Raw genomic sequence first — 17,651 nt, forward strand, 5'->3', positions numbered from 1 at the left:
CTTTGTCGGTGTCGCCCATAAATAATTCGTTCGTCTAATGCTGTTACAATGGCAGTCAATCAATTACCTAAGCCGTCATGCGTCCACAACCTCCACCTGATAGCAACCAAGCCGAAAATTGGGGCGTGCTGAAGCAGTTATTGCCTTATTTGGCTGAGTTCAAAGGGCGCATTGTCTTGGCTTTGCTGTTCTTGCTGTCAGCCAAGTTAGCCACCACAGGATTGCCCTTTGTGATCAAAGGCATGGTTGATCAGTTGGATTCAGGTGGTGATGCCTTGTTGGCAGCCAGCGATTGGTTGTTGGCACCTTTGGCTCTGGTTTTTGTCTATGGCGCTTTGCGCTTTGCCAATGTCCTGTTTGGTGAAATTCGTGATACTTTATTTGGTCGAGTGACGGAACGCGCCATGCGCAGGGTGGCACATGAAGTATTTCAGCATTTACATCGTTTGGATTTAGATTATCATTTAAACCGCAAAACGGGTGGCTTGTCACGGGACATTGAGCGTGGCGTCAGTGGCATCAGTTTCTTGATGCGTTTTATGGTGTTCAGCATTTTACCGGCCTTGCTTGAGATCTGTTTGGTGGTTGGTATCTTGCTGTTGCAATATGGCTGGTCATTTGGTCTGACCACTTTGGTTTCGATTTTTATTTACATCCTATTTTCAGTTCGCATTACCGATTGGCGCAAGGCTTTTTTGCGTGCCGCCAATACCGCAGATTCTGACAGCAACAGCCGAGCCATAGACAGTTTATTGAACTATGAAACGGTTAAATATTACACCAATGAAAATTATGAAGCCAAGCGCTATGATGCCAACTTAAAAAACCTGGAACAGGCCAAACGCAAGAACCGATTGTCTTTGTTTGCGCTCAATGGCGGCCAAGCATTGATCATCAGCCTGTCCATGACAGCGATGATGTTGTTGGCCGTTTTGGGTGTACAGCATGGCGACATGACAGTGGGTGACTTTGTTTTAATCAATGCCTTTATGATGCAATTGTTTATCCCGCTGGGTTCATTGGGTTTTGTTTATCGGGAAATCAAAACATCAATGATTAACATTGAACAGATGTTTGATATTTTGGCGATTGAACCCAAAATCAAAGACCCAGAAAACGCCAATGAATTGGTCATATCACAAGGTGAAATCAATTTTGATCATGTTGAATTCAGCTATAGGTCAGATCGAGACATTATAAAAGGCATCAGTTTTCGAGTGACGGCTGGACAAACTTTGGCAGTGGTTGGCGCCAGTGGTTCAGGCAAGTCCACTTTGGTTAAATTGCTGTTTCGCTTTTATGACCCCACAGCTGGGGTGATAACCATTGATGGCCAAGACATCAAACAGGTCACTCAACATTCTTTGCGCTCTGCCATCGGAATCGTGCCGCAAGATACGGTGTTATTCAATGATTCTATCTTTGAAAACATCAGATATGGTCGACCAACGGCCACTGATGATGAAGTCAAGCAGGCGATTTCTTTGGCCCATCTGGATGAATTCATCGGTCAATTGCCTAAAGGCAGCAACACCAAAGTGGGTGAACGGGGTTTAAAACTGTCTGGTGGAGAAAAACAACGGGTGGCCATTGCCCGAACGATTTTGAAACAGCCGCCAATCATGGTGTTTGATGAAGCGACTTCTTCCTTGGACAGTAAGTCCGAACAGATGATTCTCAAAGCGATTCAAGACATCGCGAAAAACACCACCAATTTAGTCATCGCGCACCGACTATCAACCGTGGTGCATGCCGATCAAATCATTGTATTGGATCAAGGGCAATTGATCGAACAAGGATCTCATGAAACCTTGATTGCACAACAAGGGGCTTATGCTGAACTGTGGGAAGCACAACAAAAGGAACTGGTTTAATCAGTTATTCAAGCGGTTAAAAATTGTTTCAAAGCCGCATAATCAGGTTCAATGGTTTTGGACAAGTCAGGCAACTGAGCACAAGCGGCAATCGCCGGTGGTAATGGCAATTCAATTTTTAAAATGTCTTCCACGGTTGATTTAAATTTAGCCGGGTGCGCAGTTCCTAAAAAGACACCCACTTCATCAGGGGTCAATGAATCTTGCAACCCTTGGTAGGCCACCGCGGCATGCGGTTCACTGATGTAGCCGAGTTGATGTAGTTGTTGCATGGTGTTGGCCGTTTGGCTTTCATCCACCGCCAAACCGGTTAATAATTCTCGATCAAATTGACCTGATTCAATCAAATACTCAATCCTTGGCCAATTGTTGGGTTTGCTCACATCCATCGCATTGGACAGGGTTTCAACGGTTTTGTTGGGAGCCCATACGCCATCTTGCAGATACCGCGGAACGGTGTCGTTGAGGTTGGTTGAAGCAATGAATCGTTTGATGGGTAAGCCCATGGTTTTGGCAATGATGCCGGCACACAGGTTGCCAAAGTTGCCACTGGGAACTGCCACCACGGCTTGCGACCTTTGTTCTATAGGCAATTGTGCCAATGCATCGAAATAATAACAAACTTGCGCAAACAAGCGGCTGACATTGATGGAATTGGCTGAGTTCAAACCCACTTCTTGCACCAATGGTCGGTCATCAAAACATTGTTTGACCAGTTTTTGGCAATCATCAAATGCGCCTTTGATGGCAACGGTACGGATGTTGTCAGATAAGGTGGTGAACATCTTTTGTTGCAGTTCACTGATTTTACCTGCTGGAAACAAAATCACCACATTGATGTTGTTCAAACCATGGAATGCATGGGCAACGGCTGCGCCGGTATCGCCGGAAGTGGCAGTGAGTATGGTGATTTTTTCTGATTGACCACTTTGTTGTTGGGCAAAATGTTGTAAACAGTTGGCCATAAATCGAGCACCAAAATCTTTGAATGCCAAAGTGGGCCCATGAAACAATTCCAAACAATGGGTTTGTTGATTGATGGTTTTTAACTGAGATGGAAAAGCATAGGTGGCGGCAATGATTTTCCTTAATTCATCATCAGCGATGTTCTCATGCACCAAGGGTTTAAGGATGTGGAAGTTACGCTCAAGGGTAGGCATCGCCAATAAACCATCAATGTTTTGCAGTTGCGGTATTTTTGCTGGGAAAAATAAGCCTTGGTTGTTGCCCAGTCCGGTTTTGACAGCGGTGGCATAGTCAACCACTTGTTGTGGGTCTTTGAGGTTGTTCAATTTCATCCTAAATTCCTTGTTTTATTATTCTGCTGCCTTGTTGGTCTACTTGGCAAATGGTGACAAAGCCGTGTTCACTTTGTAAATAATTTTCGCGCAACCATGTGGCTTGTTCTTGGGCCTCTGCCAAGTGTACACAGGCTGAGAAAATGGTTGGACCTGAACCTGATATACCGACGGCCAAACTGTTCATGCGCTTCAATTGTGCTTGTGTGTTGAGGTAGTCAGGTAGTAAGCCAGCACGATAAGGTTCAGCCACTTCATCAGTAATGAGGCTGAAGGCCAAGGCCAAATTTTGTTCATAACTTGCAGCAACGAATCCAGCCAAATTTTGACCGAAACGGATTAAAGTGGCTCGGTCATAGTGTTTGGGTAGCAAGTCTCTGGCTGCTTGGGTGCTGACCAGCACATCGGGATAGGCCAAGACCCAATAGACGTTTTCGAAAACTGGGATAGATTGTGTCACTTTGGTCTGCCCATGGAGCATCAATTGCAAGCCGCCTAAATAACAAGGTGCCACATTGTCATAATGCAGTGAACCACTGATTTCGGCTTCAGATTCGCCCATCAAACGCAACAAAGTCGATTGATCAATGGGTGATTGGTAAAATTGATTCAAGGCATCAAAAGCCGCCACCACGGAACAGGCGCTGGATCCCAATCCGCTACAGACAGGGATGTTTTTGTGAAGACTGATTCTGACTTTTTGGGTTGCTACATTGAGTTGTTCTAAATGACGTTCAAAGGCATGTAACACATGCCAGACAATGTTCGACTCTTTGTCTTTTGGTAAACGATCAGCAAAGGTACCGGTGAGTTCAAACGCATTGTCCTCGCCATCCTTCAGTGCCTCAATCGTCACTGAATCACCCAAAAGATCGCCATCAATGGGTTTAAGTGCCAAGCCCAAAGAGTCAAATCCAACACTGACATTACCTATGGAAACCGGGGCAAAAACCGTGACCGAATCGTTCATATCAATGCTCCTGTTCCCATGCCAAAGTTCGCAGTAAATCGCCAAACAAGCCTGCGGCAGTGACTTCAGCCCCAGCGCCATAACCGCGAATAATGAATGGTTTGGGTTGGTAATACAGGGTGTTTATGGCCAAGGCATTTTCACCGGCTTCAATTTCATACAGTGGATGGTCTGGACCGACTGATTGAATTTTTACTGCGCATTTGTGATCCTTAATTAAAGCCACATAACGCAGCTTTTCTCCTTTTGACTCGGCATCATCAATCAATTTTTGGAAAGAGGCATCGTATTCCGGCAGCTGATGCATGAATTGTTCGCCATCAGTCATTGCGGCCAAATGAGCGGGGACCACGGCCTGTAAATCAACATCGGATAACTCCAATTCCATGCCCGCTTCTCGAGCAATCACCAACACTTTTCTGGCCACATCCATGCCATTCAAATCTTCGGCAGGGTTGGGCTCGGTATACCCCAGCTTTTTGGCTTTCAAGGTGGCTTCAGATAAACTCAAACCTTGGTGAATTTCACCAAAAATATAAGACAAAGATCCAGACAATATGCCTTCAAATTGCAGCAATTGATCGCCGGCACGCAACAAACTTTGTAAATTATCAATCACCGGAAGACCCGCGCCCACATTGGTTTCATATAAGAATCGACGTTGACGCTTGGCGGCCATGTTCTGTAACTGGTGGTAATAAGTCAAGGAGTCGGTGTTGGCTTTTTTATTGGCTGTGACCACATGAAAGTTGGCTTCTAGGTAACTTAAGTAGTTCATTGCAATCTCTTGGTTGCTGGTACAATCAATGATCACAGGATTGGTTAAATGGGCCGAGCGCACAAACTGCTTCAATCGATCCAAAGACAAACCTTCTTCACAACGGGCCAGTTGAGCTTGCCATTGGTCTAAATCAATGCCATTGGCTGACAATAAACATTGTCTGGAGTTGGCGATGCCAACCAGATTCAATTCAACTTCCTTGCTCTTGAGCCAGTCTTTCTGTTTATTGATTTGTTGAATCAGTTCATGGCCTACGGTGCCGCAACCAATCAGGAAGGCATCAATGCGAGGTTTTTTAAGGAACAACTGTTGGTGACAAATTACCACAGCATCATCCACCCTTTTGGCGCGAACCACAGCTGAGATGCTGCGCTCGGAGGAATCTTGGGCGATGGCAATGATGTTCACTCTGGCATGCGACAAGGCACTGAAAAAACGGCTGGCCGTGCCTTTTTGTTGGTGCATGCGATCACCAATCAATGTGATGATGGCCAAATCTTTGCGACATTGGATGGGTTCTAACAAGGCATTTTTTAATTCCAATTTGAAAGATTGATTGAGGCGTTTAACTGCCAAATCTGCTTCTTCACCCGGGACGCAAAAACTGATGCTGTATTCTGATGACGATTGGCTGATCAGGATAACAGAAATGTTGGCTTCACTCATGCTGGCAAATACCCGTGCTGCCATACCAACCATGCCTTTCATGCCTGGTCCTGACACATTGATCATGGCCACATCTGACAGGTTGGATATGGCTTTGACGGCTTTTTCTTTATCGGTTTTGGCTGAAATCAAAGTGCCAGCATGGGCTGGGTTCAAAGTGTTTTTAATCACACACTGAATCTGATGCTTGGACAAGGGTGTGATGGTTTTTGGGTGTAATATTTTGGCACCGAAATAGGACAGTTCCATGGCTTCTTGGTATGACATTTGTTTGATCAGTTGAGCTTGTGCCACCAAGCGAGGATCGACACTGTAAATGCCATCCACATCGGTCCAAATCTCACACACAGTGGCAGCGGTACAAACGGCCAATATAGCCGCCGAATAGTCCGAACCATTCCTGCCGAGTAAACACAAGTCGCCGGCTGGATTGACCCCATAGAAACCAGGCATCACAGCCACCTCTTCTGCATCGGCATAATGTTGTTTAAACAGCTGTACACTTTGTTCGATATCTGCAATCGGTTCATCACTGAAATCTTCAGTGGTTAAAAAATGTTTGGGATCAATGACGGTGACTTTGCTTTTGGTCCGCAACAAAGCAGCCATTAATAAAGTACTGAATTTTTCTCCGGTTGAATAGATCTGAGCTGCAGTGACTTTGGGGCAATGACCAATCAACAAACAACCTTGTGCCAAGGACCTCAAATCTTCCAATAATTCAGTGGTTTGTAAGTGGTTGTGACTGGCATCAAACCCATCGCGTAACGAGGCACAATCGGTACTGATGGTGAGTAGGTTTTGACTGATCAAATCCAATTGTGGTGTGATGTCTTGTTGGGCTTGAATCATTGCTATCAGATCAGCCAAGGAGTTGGTAACACCTTGGGGTGCGGAAAACACCCCGCAGACTGGAACGGTTTGATGTTCGATCAAACCAACCACATGATTGAATTTAGCTGCTGTGGCCAGTGAAGAGCCACCAAATTTCATTATTTTCATAGTTTTATCAACTTGAGACTGCTACAAGTCCCGCTTAAAAAAAAGCCCGTGAGTTGTTTCCAAATCACGGGCTTCTCAGTTTTGTTATTAACGAATCAGCACATGACCAAAATTTGCAGTGTGGTAATCAGGGTTGTCGATGTGGTGGTTTGATTTTGCATCACACTAATATATTGAGTTTACTGGTAAATTACAACTGTTGATTGAATGGAATTAACAATCATCGCAAGAAACACCGAATCACACGCATTCAGATTAATTTAAAGCCATTTGATCTGATACCAGGGTTCATGAGTAGGGGTGACCAAGCACTTGTGGTTTCACCCCCCTCTGCATGGCAGTTAAAATATGAGTGTATTTATTCATACCACATTAATACTTAGTTTGGTATAAATGACAGACTGAATAAATCGAGAGAACGCATGAAAATTTTTGTTGTTGCTGTAGCCATATTGCTGTTGGGGGCTTGTCAAACCAACAGAGGCCATCGTCCTGATTATCAATCTTTTATCCAAGCCGAACAATTGGTCAAAAAAAGCAGGGTACAACGATTCCGTTTTCAAGGTTGGCAACCCTTGGATGACAGGTATTTGATCCTGAAAAGTTCTCAGCGTACCAGTTACTTGGTGAGGTTAATGTCATCTTGTAATGAACTGCCCTATGCACACAGTATTCAACTGAAACAGGATTTTGAGTCAACGTTGAATGCCAAATTTGATTCAATTATTGTGCCCGGACAGTTCAACCAAGAATGCACCATACATTCATTGTATGAAATGAATAAAGAACAAAAAGCGGCCTTATTGGACTTTGTGAATCAAAAAGAAGAGAACAGACCCTAGTCAAATGATGGATGACTTGGCTGCCTTAAGGCCAAAACCGGTGGTTATTTGTTAAATGGGTGTTAATTTTCAAAATCGTGCTATAAGATAGAATACCGTAGGCGTTTCTCAGTACCCAGTGACTGCGGTATTAAAAGAACATATTATTCGCAGTCGATTTTATTCAATTCGACGGCGATTCAATATGAAAAATACATGCAATAAATTCCATTTCAAAGCAATCAGCATTCACATGTGGACAATGATTTCTTTGGTGGCTGTTACTTTCAGCTCAAGCTTGCTGGCTCAATCCAATGAAGATGATGAAGACTCAATGGAGCTGGATTCAGTGATAGTTACCGCACAAAAGCGTCCAGAAGATGCTCAACAAGTCTCTAAGGCCATTTCGACCTTGTCAGGTGATAAATTAGACGTGCTGACTTCAGGCGGCATGGACATTCGATTCCTTAATTCGAGGTTACCCAGTTTACAGATTGAATCATCGTTTGGTCGTGCCTTCCCAAGGTTCTACATTCGTGGTTATGGCAACACTGATTTCGATGTGAATGCCTCACAACCGGTTTCATTGATCTATGATGAAGTGGTTCAAGAAAATGCCATTTTAAAAGGATTTCCAGCATTCGATTTGGAACGGGTTGAAATGTTGCGCGGACCTCAAGGTACTTTATTTGGTCGAAACACCCCAGCAGGTGTTGTTAAATTTGACTCAGTAAAACCCTCGCAAGCACAAGAAGCTTATGCCCAAGTGGCTTATGGTACTTTTAACCGCATGTTGTTTGAAGGCGCTATGGGTGGATCGATTACTGACAGCGCTTCTGGGCGTTTTTCGGTGCAATACCAAACTCGGGATGATTGGGTTGATAATGGCGGGTTTGTTGACCAGCGAAATGTTTTAGAAGGTTATGATGAATTGGCTTGGCGGGGTCAGTTACGCCATGAGTCTGATGCTTTAGATGTTTTATTCAATCTGCATGGCCGTGACAACGAAGGATCGGCCCGCGTCTTCAGGGCCAATATTATTGAGCCAGGAACCAATAACTTTGTCAGTGACTTTGACATGGATGATGTATTTACCGATGGTTTGAACAAACAAGAATTGGAACAGATTGGTTTTAATTTGCGCATCAATTATGACATGGGTGATTACACTTTGACTTCAGTAACCGGTTATGAAGATGTCGAAGTCTTTTCCCGTGGAGACATTGATGGAGGGTATGGCGCAAGCTTTATTGGTACCTTTGGACCAGGCTTCATTCCTTTTCCATCAGAATCAGCCGTCAGTGTGCCTGACCACAGTCAATTCACTCAAGAGTTCAGGATAGCATCAAATGATTTAGGCGTGTTTGATTGGCAGGGTGGCTTGTTCTATTTCAATGAAGACATTTCGATTGATAACCTTGGTTATGATTCCTTGGGTGGCAATGTGCAAGACACACTGGCTACACAAAGACAGAAAACCACAGCTTGGGGTTTATTTATATCGGGTGATTATGACGTTTCAGAACAATTTCGGTTGCAAGCTGGCATGCGTTATTCCAATGATAAAAAGGATTTTGTGGCTGAGAGAATCACTTCGCCATTCTCACCCCCCATTGGCCCCTTGGTTGAAAACCCAGAGGATGATGAGATTTCCTGGGATTTAAGTGCCACTTACGAATTCAACGATGACGTCAATGTATACACCCGTGTTTCCAAAGGGTTCAGGGCCCCAAGTGTACAAGGGCGCATTGCCTTTGGTGACACCACATCAGTGGCCAACTCTGAAACCATTTTGTCATGGGAAGCCGGTTTGAAGTCAACGTTATTAGACCGAAGGTTGCGAATGAATGCTTCGGTTTACAGTTATGTGGTGGATGATTTGCAACTGACGGCCGTTGGTGGCGTAGGCAATGTGACTCAATTGTTGAATGCAGATAAGGCCAGAGGGCAAGGTCTTGAATTAGAAATAGAAGCTTTATTAACCGCTGATTTGTTATTAACTGCCGGTTACTCTTACAACGACACTGAAATTGATGATCCGAATTTATATGTGGCTGGATGTGGTTCGGGTTGTACCGTATTAGATCCAGAAAGCAGTGTCAATGCAGGACAATTTTTAATCCATGGCAACAACTTGCCGCAAGCGCCAGAGAATGTATTTAACTTAACCTTGTCATACACCCGAGCGATCGGCTCAGGTGAGTTTTTTACATTTGTTGATTGGGCCTACCGTGATGAGGTGTCATTCTTCTTATATGACTCGGTTGAATACACAGGGAAAAGCCTTTCGGAGCTGGGTTTAAGAACAGGCTATCGTTGGGGTGAGAAATGGCAAGAGGTTGCATTGTTTGTTCGCAACATGACCGATGAGCATGTGATTGTTGGTGGTATTGATTTCAACAACTTGACTGGCTTTGTCAATGAACCCAGAACCTTTGGTGTTGAATATAAAATAGAATTCTGAATGGACGGTGATTTAACTCAAAACCCTTCAACTTGAAGGGTTTTTTTGTTCGAGGTTTGGCCTACAATGATGAATCATGTTCATGGTTACCCTGTACTGAATTGAAAATAATTTCAGGTTTGTTGATTTTGATTGCTTACCACCAAACTGGTGAGGCTTTGATGTATTGGTCTGGTTGGCCGATTCCAGGTTCAGTGATTGGCATGTTATTGTTGTTGCTCAGCTTGATGTTATTTAATAAACCACCCAAGCCTATTAAACATTCTGCTGAATTTTTACTGCGTCATTTATCGTTGTTATTTGTTCCGGCTGGTGTGGGCATGATGCTGTTGTTTGATTTGATCGCAGACCAATGGGTGGCGATGTTGCTCAGTTTGGTTTTGAGCACGGTCATATCATTGGCCTTCACGGCTTGGTTGATGCAATTTATATTGAAATTTATGGGTCGACCAGACCATGAATGAACTGATTCAATCTGCGGTGGTTTTGTTCCATGGCAATCCTTTGTTAGGCTTGGTTTTAACTTTGCTTGTGTTCTATCTGGCCCAAGCCATGTATCATAAATTCAATGCCACACCCTTGTTACACCCGGTATTGCTTTCAATCGTGGTTATTATTGGCTTGTTGCTGTTATTAGAAATTGACTATTCAACTTATATGAGCGGTGGGCAATTGATTCACTTTTTTTTGGGCCCTGCCACGGTGGCTCTGGCTTGGCCTTTGCACCAAAATTTTAAAGCAATCAAAGCAATGTGGTTACCAGTCTTGGTGGCAGTGATTGCCGGTGTATTGGTGGCTGCCACATCGGCCATTTATTTGGCTCGATGGTTGGGTGCGGATGTGGTGACTCAGCTGTCACTGGCACCTAAATCTGTGACCACACCCGTGGCCATCGCTGTGGTCGAAAAAATCGGCGGTTTGCCGGCATTGACGGCTGGCTTTGTTATTGTCACTGGGGTGGTGGGCGCCATGTTGGGTTCATTGGTGTTTAAATGGATGGGTATAGATGACCAAAAAGTCAAAGGCATCGCAATGGGCGTTTCTGCGCATGGGGTGGGTACTGCCAGGGCGTGGCAAATCAATCAAACCATGGGTGCCTATGCTGGATTGGCGATGGGCGTTGCGGCCTTGTTGATTGCTTTTATTTTACCGCCATGGTTGCAGCTTTTGGGATTGTGGTGAATTTGACCTAACAGCTAATTTTGCGTGATGCTTGAGGCCAATGCTACAATCATTGCAATTAAAGGGTGGTTGTATGAATACTGAAATCAAAAGAAGTCGAATCCAATCATTGGATATCCTGAGGGGTTTGGTGATTGTGTTGATGGCGATTGATCACGTCAGAGACATGTGGTCTTTGGAGGCTTTTCAGCCTGAGGATTTAAGCCAAACATCACCTGAGTATTTCTTTACCCGTTGGATCACGCATTTCTGTGCACCTGTTTTTGTTTTTTTGGCCGGCACATCATCATTTCTGTACCAAGTCAAAATCAATGACACCAAAGCTTTGAGTCGGTTTTTATTGATTCGTGGTTTGTGGTTAATCTTGGTTGAAGTTATGGTGATTAATGCCAGTTGGATGCTGGGATTTTTCTGGTCTGAATGGGGTTTCTTTTTGCAGGTCATATGGGCGATTGGAATTTCAATGATTGCATTGGCCGGTCTGGTTTGGTTGTCTGACAAGATGATACTGCTGATTGCGTTGCTGCTGATATTTGGACACAATGCTTTGAATTTCATTGTACCTGCTGATTTGGGCTCGTTCAGTTGGTTGTGGAAAATGCTGCATGAGTCAGGCTACCACGGCTTGAATCAGAGCGGTAATTGGGGCGTTTATTTTGCTTATCCGATGATTCCGTGGATGGGTGTGATGGCTGCCGGTTATGTGTTTGGAAATGTCATGACTTTTACACTTGAAAGGAGGACGCAGTGGTTGTATCGATTGGGTTTGGCTGCCATCGTTTTATTTGTGATCTTGCGGTATTCTAATGTTTATGGTGATACCGCTGTATGGGAGCCACAGCAAACGATGTTGTTTACTTTCATGTCTTTTTTGAACACCCAAAAATACCCACCTTCCTTGTTATATGTATTGATGACAATGGGGCCGGCATTTTTGTTGCTGATATTGTTTGAGAAAAAAGACTATAAGTGGTTCGGTTTTTTGCGGGTATTTGGCAGGGTGCCATTCTTTTTCTACGTGCTACACTTTATAGTGATTCACCTGACTTCAATGGTGTATTTCAAGCTGTTTCATGGTGAATGGTTTGATTTGGCGAATACACAAAATCCACAGAATTGGCCTGATTTTTACCAACCTTCCTTACTGAGGTTGTACGTGGCATGGGCGGTGATTGTGGTGTTTTTCTATTACTTGTGTCGTTGGTTTGACCGTTATAAATCAACGCATCAACAGTGGTGGCTGAAGTTCCTTTAAGGCCAATTGTTCTGAACTATTTCACAGCCTGGTGAGTCAACGGAGTGGCCAAAGTCAGTCCGTGTTCTGTTTGAAGGTCGAAAGCAGCCCGATTCAGTGCGTATCGCGCTTGTTTTATCCTGTAAACCGATTCAACCCGAAAATTCAGTCGCCAAAGGATGGCATGGTCGCCTGGGTTAACCAGCACCAATTTGGGTGTTTTTTCCGCATTCAATTGTTTTTCTATTTCACAGGCTTTTTGCCAGACGGCCTGGGCATAAGCTTCTACTTGTTCCGAGGGCGTTTCATAACCAATATTGAATTCAACATAATCGTTCCAATAAGGCACATCCACTTTGTTGAGTACTTCAACAGGTACCGCTCTTAATTTAGAGTTGGCAACTATGATGTTGTGTTTTTGAATCACATCATGAAAAGTGGTTTCGGTCAGCGACATGCGTCTGACCACAGCCAAAATATCCATAGATTGGATGCGACACACCACGCCGGGGGCAATTTCTCCTTGGTGTAACATAATCAAGCCACTGACCGCATCATGTGCCCAGGCTTCTTTGGTACCAAATAAGATCACCAAAATACCACCAATCACCCCCGTCGCTTGTAGCCAAGAAGTGACTTGCCATATGTTGATCAGTAACAACAGTGAAACGGCAATGGTCACCAGTAAGATGATGATGTAACCCATCTCTGATTGATAGGTTCTGGTTTTTGATTCTTTGCCATCTATGGTGCGGTCTTTGCCGTATTTTTTGATGGTCCATGAGTGGGAGAATTGCGCAAATAAATAACCCAGTAATAACACCAAACCGGTTTGAGAAACCCGTTTGAAGAATTCACTGTGTCCATTGTCGTATATGAAGTAATTCCACATCCAATCAAACAGATAGATGGACAACAACAAGACGTTCATCAAACGCAGCATCCGAGCCCGTTTGATGTTTAACCCATCAGAGCCTGATGGGACCACTTTCCTGAATAAAAATCCGGCGATTAGCAACAAGCTGAAATTCAAAACCACCGCCGTCTTGCCAAAAACCGACAGGGTTAAAAAATATGAAATCAGCGATTCAATCATTGTGGGGTGATTTTGATGTTGTGCTGGGCCAACTCTGCAAAAATTTGATCAAACCATGTTTTATTTTGACCAATGAGTTCCGGTGGAATCACGCCGCAAGGCAGGTCATCATGAGAAAGTGCCAGCCGCACGCCAGCTGCACAAGTAAATCCAGTGGTGCGCGCCATTGAAGATATGTTGTTCTCGTGGTCGTAGTGATCAATCAATTGAAAAGTTTCTGCTGTGGCTTGGCCGTTTTTGATGCCTGTGGCAGAGATTTCCATCACCGTGAGGTCTGGTTCATTTTCAGCAAACTGCCATTGCTCAAGCAACACTTTGGCTGTGGCATCCCGGTGTTCTGCTTTAAAGAACCCCGCATCGATTAACTTTTGAATAAAGCCCGCGTGGCCATTGTAGCGAACTGTTTTTTCGGCCATGGTAGGGATGTCTACCGTTTGTAACAACGAACGTAATCCATCGGTATTAAAGGCTTCCATGTGACCGACACCTTTGAAGTACAGTGACTCAATTTCACTCATGGCAGGTAAAATAATTTCTTCCCCCATTCTTTTCATCCGTGCAGGGCGGGTGTATTCCTCAATCACATCCAATGGGGCAAATGGGGCTTTGTATTCAAATGGTTTTAATCGTTCAACTGGAACGCCACCCACTTTGCAAGCAAAGCTATCAACTTGGTCATACTGCGCCACAAAATGTCCAGCATATAAATTTGAAATACCAGGGGCTAAACCAAAATCAACCAAGGCGGTGACACCATTGGTCTTGGCCAATTGATTGAGTGCCAAGGCATCTTCCGCAAAAAATGAAATATCCACGATATTTTTTTTCAGTTCAATCAAAGCACGCAAGCGATCAAAGCCCAATAAACTGGGTAAAGCGCCAACCACTAAATCAAAGGGTTCGACCAAATCAGACAACACCTGGTCATCACATGCATTGGCTGCAACCAATTGACAATGAGGGGATAAATGGCTCAAATGATTAATGCTCAAATCTGCCAAAGTCACTTCGTGATCGACACTTAAATTCTTTGCAATCGCAGCGCCAATGCGACCGCCTCCCAATACCAATACTTTTTTCATCAAACAAATCTCACTAAAATCATTAAAATTATCCAAGCAAATACCCCAGCTATCACGTCATCTATCATGATGCCAAATCCACCTTTTACTTTTTTATCCAGCCATTTTATCGGAAATGGCTTGAAGATATCAAAAAATCGAAACAACAAAAAACCTGTCAATAACCAAGGCCATTCATTGGGGACCAAGAATAAAGTAATCCACAATCCAACAAACTCATCCCAAACGATTCCACCGTGGTCATGCACACCCAAATGGTGACTGGCACGTTCACAAAGATAGATCCCCAGAATAAATGCGATGACGGTCAATGCTAAATAGACAGTCCAAGGCAATGGAGCCATCAGCCAATACAAGGGAATGGCCGCGAGGGTGCCAAATGTGCCTGGGGCAAATGGTGCCAGGCCGCTGCCAAAGCCAAAAGCCAAAAAACCAGAAGGGGTTTTCAGCGCGACGTGTTGGGTGGTTTTTCTGTCAATGCTCATGGTTGTTAAGTGAAGTGCTGATAGCCTTTAAAATTGGTTTCAATGGGTTGGTGATGATTGAGCACCATAACCCCTTGGCCAGCTATGATTTGACCGATGATATGACAATCCTCGGGCAGTTGGTCTTCGTCATCCATATTGATGGTGAAACACAGTTGATAATCGTCACCGCCAGCCAGTACATATGACATCCAATCCGGGTGTTTTTTAACTGTTTCATTCACTGGAATTTGGCTCAGTTCAATCACTGCCGCCAGTTGGCTGGCGTGGCAAATATGCCCTAAATCAGCCAACAGACCATCAGACACATCAATCATGGCTGTGGCCATGTGTTTCACTTGTTCAGCGACATCCAAGCGGGGTTTGGGGCTGTGTAATTGCTCGTTACATGCTTTACTTTTTCTGGGATTTTTAAGTGCAAAGGCAGCTGAACCTAATTCTCCTGTGACCACAATCAGGTCATCCATTTTAGCGCCATCCCTGCGCACCGCTTGGTCGGTTTCACCCATCACTGTAACGGTGATGGATAGTGGGCCTTGTGTGGTGTCACCACCAATCAGTTGGGCTTGGTGTTGGCTCAGTAGCTTGGCAAAGCCTTGGGTGAAACCCTTCACCCATTTGTCATTGATTTTAGGTAAAGTTAAATTGAGCAATACCCATTTAGGTTTGGCAGCCATGGCAGCCATGTCACTGAAACTAACAGCCAAAGCTTTGTGTCCGATGGATTGTGCTGAATCTTTGGCTTTAAAGTGAATGCCTGAAACCAAAGTATCGGTTGAGACCACCAGCTGCTGAATATTCGCTGGATGTAATATGGCTGCATCATCACCGATACCCAATACAGTGCCATCGGTTTCAGATGTGCACTGTTGTTGAATGTGTTGAATCAGGTCAAATTCTTTTATGACTCACCTGTCGCGGCATTGATTTCGGCTTTTCTGGTACTTGCGGCCACTTGTGTTAATACACCGTTGACGAATGTGTGTCCCCCTTCTGCACCAAATTCAGTGGCCATTAAAATGGCTTCATTGATCACCACTTTGAACGGGGTTTCCATGTGGTTAAGCAACTCATAGGTGGCCATGGTCAAAACCGCATATTCAACGGCACCCAATGACTTTTTCTCCCTGCCTAAATGGGGATCTATGGTCGCTTCGATTTCAGTTCGATTGGCTTCAATATAGCGCAGGGCGCTTTTAAAAAACTCGGTATCCACTTTGTCGAAATCTTGTTCCTCAAGAAATTGCTCGATGACAACCCTGGCTGTCATTTCGTTGTAGTGCATTTGATACAAAGCTTGAACCAAACGTTTTCTGGCTCGGTGCTTTCGAGCCAATGGCTCTGGTAATCGTTTATTTTTTTTGTGGTTTGTCATTGACTGTCCTGGAGGTGTTCGTTTATCCATAAACCGGAAATTGCCGGCACATTGAGGCCACTTTGGCCTTGACTGATTTAACAACTTCGTCATTTTCCATGTCATCTAGGATATCACATATCCAATGAGTCATTGCTGAAAACTCTTCATGACCAAAGCCTCTGGTGGTGCCTGCGGGTGTACCCAGTCGCAAGCCACTGGTAACAAAAGGTGATTTTGGATCATTGGGAACTGAATTTTTATTGACTGTGATGTGGGCTTCACCCAATCGAGCTTCAGCGTCTTTGCCCGTGATGTCTTTATCGATCAAGTCCAATAAAAACAGATGATTTTCGGTGCCACCAGAAACCACATTGTAGCCACGTTCAATAAACACTTTGGCCATGACTTGTGCGTTGTCAACCACTTGTGCTTGGTAGGTTTTGAATTCAGGTTCCAAGGCTTCTTTAAAGGCAGTGGCTTTGGCAGCAATCACATGCATCAACGGGCCGCCTTGAATACCAGGAAAAACCAATGAATTGAGTTTTTTCTCTATTTCAGGATTGGCCTTGGCCAGGATGATACCGCCTCTGGGACCACGCAATGTTTTGTGGGTGGTTGAAGTGGTCACGTCTGCGATGTTAACTGGGGATGGGTAAACATCAGCTGCCACCAAACCAGCCACATGGGCCATATCAACCATAAAGTACGCGCCGATTTCATCAGCGATGTCTTTGAATTTTTGCCAATCTATGCGTTTGGAATAGGCTGAAAAGCCACCAATAATCAGTTTGGGTCTGTGTTCTAGCGCCATCGCCCGCACGTTGTCAAAATCAATTTCACCGGTGTCTTCCTTGATGCCATATTGAACTGCATTGAAAAGTTTACCTGACACATTCACCTTGGCACCGTGGGTGAGGTGACCGCCATGCGCCAAAGACATACCTAAGATGGTATCCCCTGGTTGTAACAAGGCGAGAAATACAGCTTGATTGGCTTGAGAACCTGAATGAGGTTGGACATTGGCATAATCGGCATTAAACAATTTTTTGACCCGTTCAATGGCTAAATTTTCTGCGATGTCGACAAATTCACATCCACCATAATAACGTTTGCCTGGGTAACCCTCTGCATATTTATTGGTCATTTGACTGCCCTGCGCTTCCATCACAGCCGGTGAACAATAGTTTTCAGAGGCAATCAACTCGATGTGATCTTCCTGGCGTTGATTTTCAGCCTCGATGGCGGCTTGTAATTCTGGATCCGTGTGAGCCAGGGTCAAAGATTTATCAAACATAGTCATTGATGGTGTGTAAAAAACGGTATTTTACATGAGGAGACC

At 44.4% G+C, this 17,651-nt stretch carries 15 protein-coding genes; 6 read left to right on the forward strand and 9 right to left on the reverse strand.

The window, feature by feature from the left end:
- Nucleotides 1-77 precede the first annotated feature (77 nt).
- Complete coding sequence (locus CCS90_RS02450) at nt 78-1,874, forward strand: ABCB family ABC transporter ATP-binding protein/permease (protein ID WP_099017913.1); 1,797 nt, start codon at nt 78-80, stop codon at nt 1,872-1,874.
- A gap of 8 nt (nt 1,875-1,882) precedes the next feature.
- Here CCS90_RS02450 and thrC read toward each other — a convergent pair whose 3' ends face one another.
- The 3 genes from thrC to thrA are packed head-to-tail and all read right to left on the reverse strand — an operon-like array spanning nt 1,883 to nt 6,591.
- Complete coding sequence (gene thrC, locus CCS90_RS02455; RefSeq protein ID WP_099017914.1) at nt 1,883-3,172, reverse strand: threonine synthase; 1,290 nt, start codon at nt 3,170-3,172, stop codon at nt 1,883-1,885.
- Between the two features lies 1 nt (nt 3,173).
- Nucleotides 3,174-4,142 (reverse strand): homoserine kinase, encoded by a 969-nt coding sequence (gene thrB, locus CCS90_RS02460; RefSeq protein ID WP_099017915.1) that lies wholly within the window; start codon nt 4,140-4,142, stop codon nt 3,174-3,176.
- 1 nt (nt 4,143) lies between these two features.
- Complete coding sequence (gene thrA, locus CCS90_RS02465) at nt 4,144-6,591, reverse strand: bifunctional aspartate kinase/homoserine dehydrogenase I (protein ID WP_099017916.1); 2,448 nt, start codon at nt 6,589-6,591, stop codon at nt 4,144-4,146.
- A gap of 422 nt (nt 6,592-7,013) precedes the next feature.
- Between thrA and CCS90_RS02470 the strand changes: the two genes are divergently transcribed.
- The 5 genes from CCS90_RS02470 (at nt 7,014) to CCS90_RS02490 (ending at nt 12,313) form a co-directional block, all read left to right on the forward strand.
- A complete protein-coding gene (locus CCS90_RS02470) occupies nt 7,014-7,433 on the forward strand; it encodes a DUF6491 family protein (protein WP_099017917.1) in 420 nt (139 codons plus the stop codon).
- 232 nt (nt 7,434-7,665) lie between these two features.
- A complete protein-coding gene (locus CCS90_RS02475; RefSeq protein WP_099018720.1) occupies nt 7,666-9,876 on the forward strand; it encodes a TonB-dependent receptor in 2,211 nt (736 codons plus the stop codon).
- A 101-nt stretch (nt 9,877-9,977) separates the two neighbouring features.
- Nucleotides 9,978-10,340 (forward strand): CidA/LrgA family protein, encoded by a 363-nt coding sequence (locus CCS90_RS02480; RefSeq protein ID WP_133566419.1) that lies wholly within the window; start codon nt 9,978-9,980, stop codon nt 10,338-10,340.
- The gene (locus CCS90_RS02485; RefSeq protein ID WP_099017919.1) at nt 10,333-11,058 is read left to right on the forward strand and encodes an LrgB family protein; all 726 of its coding nucleotides are present in this window, start codon (nt 10,333-10,335) and stop codon (nt 11,056-11,058) included. The genes CCS90_RS02480 and CCS90_RS02485 overlap by 8 nt, the downstream gene beginning before the upstream one ends.
- A gap of 73 nt (nt 11,059-11,131) precedes the next feature.
- Entirely contained in the window at nt 11,132-12,313 is a 1,182-nt protein-coding gene (locus tag CCS90_RS02490; protein ID WP_162846723.1) for an acetyltransferase domain-containing protein, read from the forward strand.
- A gap of 16 nt (nt 12,314-12,329) precedes the next feature.
- Here CCS90_RS02490 and CCS90_RS02495 read toward each other — a convergent pair whose 3' ends face one another.
- The 6 genes from CCS90_RS02495 to glyA are packed head-to-tail and all read right to left on the reverse strand — an operon-like array spanning nt 12,330 to nt 17,606.
- Nucleotides 12,330-13,388, reverse strand: coding sequence for a mechanosensitive ion channel family protein (locus tag CCS90_RS02495; RefSeq protein WP_099017921.1), 1,059 nt, complete (start codon nt 13,386-13,388; stop codon nt 12,330-12,332).
- Complete coding sequence (locus tag CCS90_RS02500; RefSeq protein WP_099017922.1) at nt 13,385-14,470, reverse strand: saccharopine dehydrogenase family protein; 1,086 nt, start codon at nt 14,468-14,470, stop codon at nt 13,385-13,387. The genes CCS90_RS02495 and CCS90_RS02500 overlap by 4 nt, the downstream gene beginning before the upstream one ends.
- Nucleotides 14,470-14,955, reverse strand: coding sequence for a phosphatidylglycerophosphatase A family protein (locus tag CCS90_RS02505; protein ID WP_099017923.1), 486 nt, complete (start codon nt 14,953-14,955; stop codon nt 14,470-14,472). The genes CCS90_RS02500 and CCS90_RS02505 overlap by 1 nt, the downstream gene beginning before the upstream one ends.
- A gap of 5 nt (nt 14,956-14,960) precedes the next feature.
- Complete coding sequence (gene thiL / locus CCS90_RS02510; RefSeq protein WP_099017924.1) at nt 14,961-15,860, reverse strand: thiamine-phosphate kinase; 900 nt, start codon at nt 15,858-15,860, stop codon at nt 14,961-14,963.
- Nucleotides 15,857-16,330: a transcription antitermination factor NusB gene (gene nusB, locus CCS90_RS02515; protein WP_162846722.1), complete on the reverse strand. Its 474-nt coding sequence runs from the start codon at nt 16,328-16,330 to the stop codon at nt 15,857-15,859. Before nusB ends, thiL begins: the two co-directional genes overlap by 4 nt.
- 22 nt (nt 16,331-16,352) lie before the next feature.
- Nucleotides 16,353-17,606: a serine hydroxymethyltransferase gene (glyA, locus tag CCS90_RS02520; protein WP_099017926.1), complete on the reverse strand. Its 1,254-nt coding sequence runs from the start codon at nt 17,604-17,606 to the stop codon at nt 16,353-16,355.
- Nucleotides 17,607-17,651 lie beyond the last annotated feature (45 nt).

It is taken from the genome of Marinicella litoralis, assembly GCF_002591915.1.
GTDB lineage: Bacteria > Pseudomonadota > Gammaproteobacteria > Xanthomonadales > Marinicellaceae > Marinicella > Marinicella litoralis.

Excerpts from the sequence above, each read along its gene's own strand:
- thrA (WP_099017916.1), bottom strand. The coding sequence starts at position 6,591 with ATGAAAATAATGAAATTTGGTGGCTCTTCACTGGCCACAGCAGCTAAA.
- CCS90_RS02500 (WP_099017922.1), bottom strand. The coding sequence starts at position 14,470 with ATGAAAAAAGTATTGGTATTGGGAGGCGGTCGCATTGGCGCTGCGATT.
- thrC (WP_099017914.1), bottom strand. The coding sequence starts at position 3,172 with ATGAAATTGAACAACCTCAAAGACCCACAACAAGTGGTTGACTATGCC.
- CCS90_RS02505 (WP_099017923.1), bottom strand. The coding sequence starts at position 14,955 with ATGAGCATTGACAGAAAAACCACCCAACACGTCGCGCTGAAAACCCCT.
- CCS90_RS02490 (WP_162846723.1), top strand. The coding sequence starts at position 11,132 with ATGAATACTGAAATCAAAAGAAGTCGAATCCAATCATTGGATATCCTG.
- CCS90_RS02495 (WP_099017921.1), bottom strand. The coding sequence starts at position 13,388 with ATGATTGAATCGCTGATTTCATATTTTTTAACCCTGTCGGTTTTTGGC.
- glyA (WP_099017926.1), bottom strand. The coding sequence starts at position 17,606 with ATGTTTGATAAATCTTTGACCCTGGCTCACACGGATCCAGAATTACAA.
- nusB (WP_162846722.1), bottom strand. The coding sequence starts at position 16,330 with ATGACAAACCACAAAAAAAATAAACGATTACCAGAGCCATTGGCTCGA.
- thrB (WP_099017915.1), bottom strand. The coding sequence starts at position 4,142 with ATGAACGATTCGGTCACGGTTTTTGCCCCGGTTTCCATAGGTAATGTC.
- CCS90_RS02485 (WP_099017919.1), top strand. The coding sequence starts at position 10,333 with ATGAATGAACTGATTCAATCTGCGGTGGTTTTGTTCCATGGCAATCCT.
- CCS90_RS02450 (WP_099017913.1), top strand. The coding sequence starts at position 78 with ATGCGTCCACAACCTCCACCTGATAGCAACCAAGCCGAAAATTGGGGC.
- CCS90_RS02470 (WP_099017917.1), top strand. The coding sequence starts at position 7,014 with ATGAAAATTTTTGTTGTTGCTGTAGCCATATTGCTGTTGGGGGCTTGT.
- CCS90_RS02475 (WP_099018720.1), top strand. The coding sequence starts at position 7,666 with ATGTGGACAATGATTTCTTTGGTGGCTGTTACTTTCAGCTCAAGCTTG.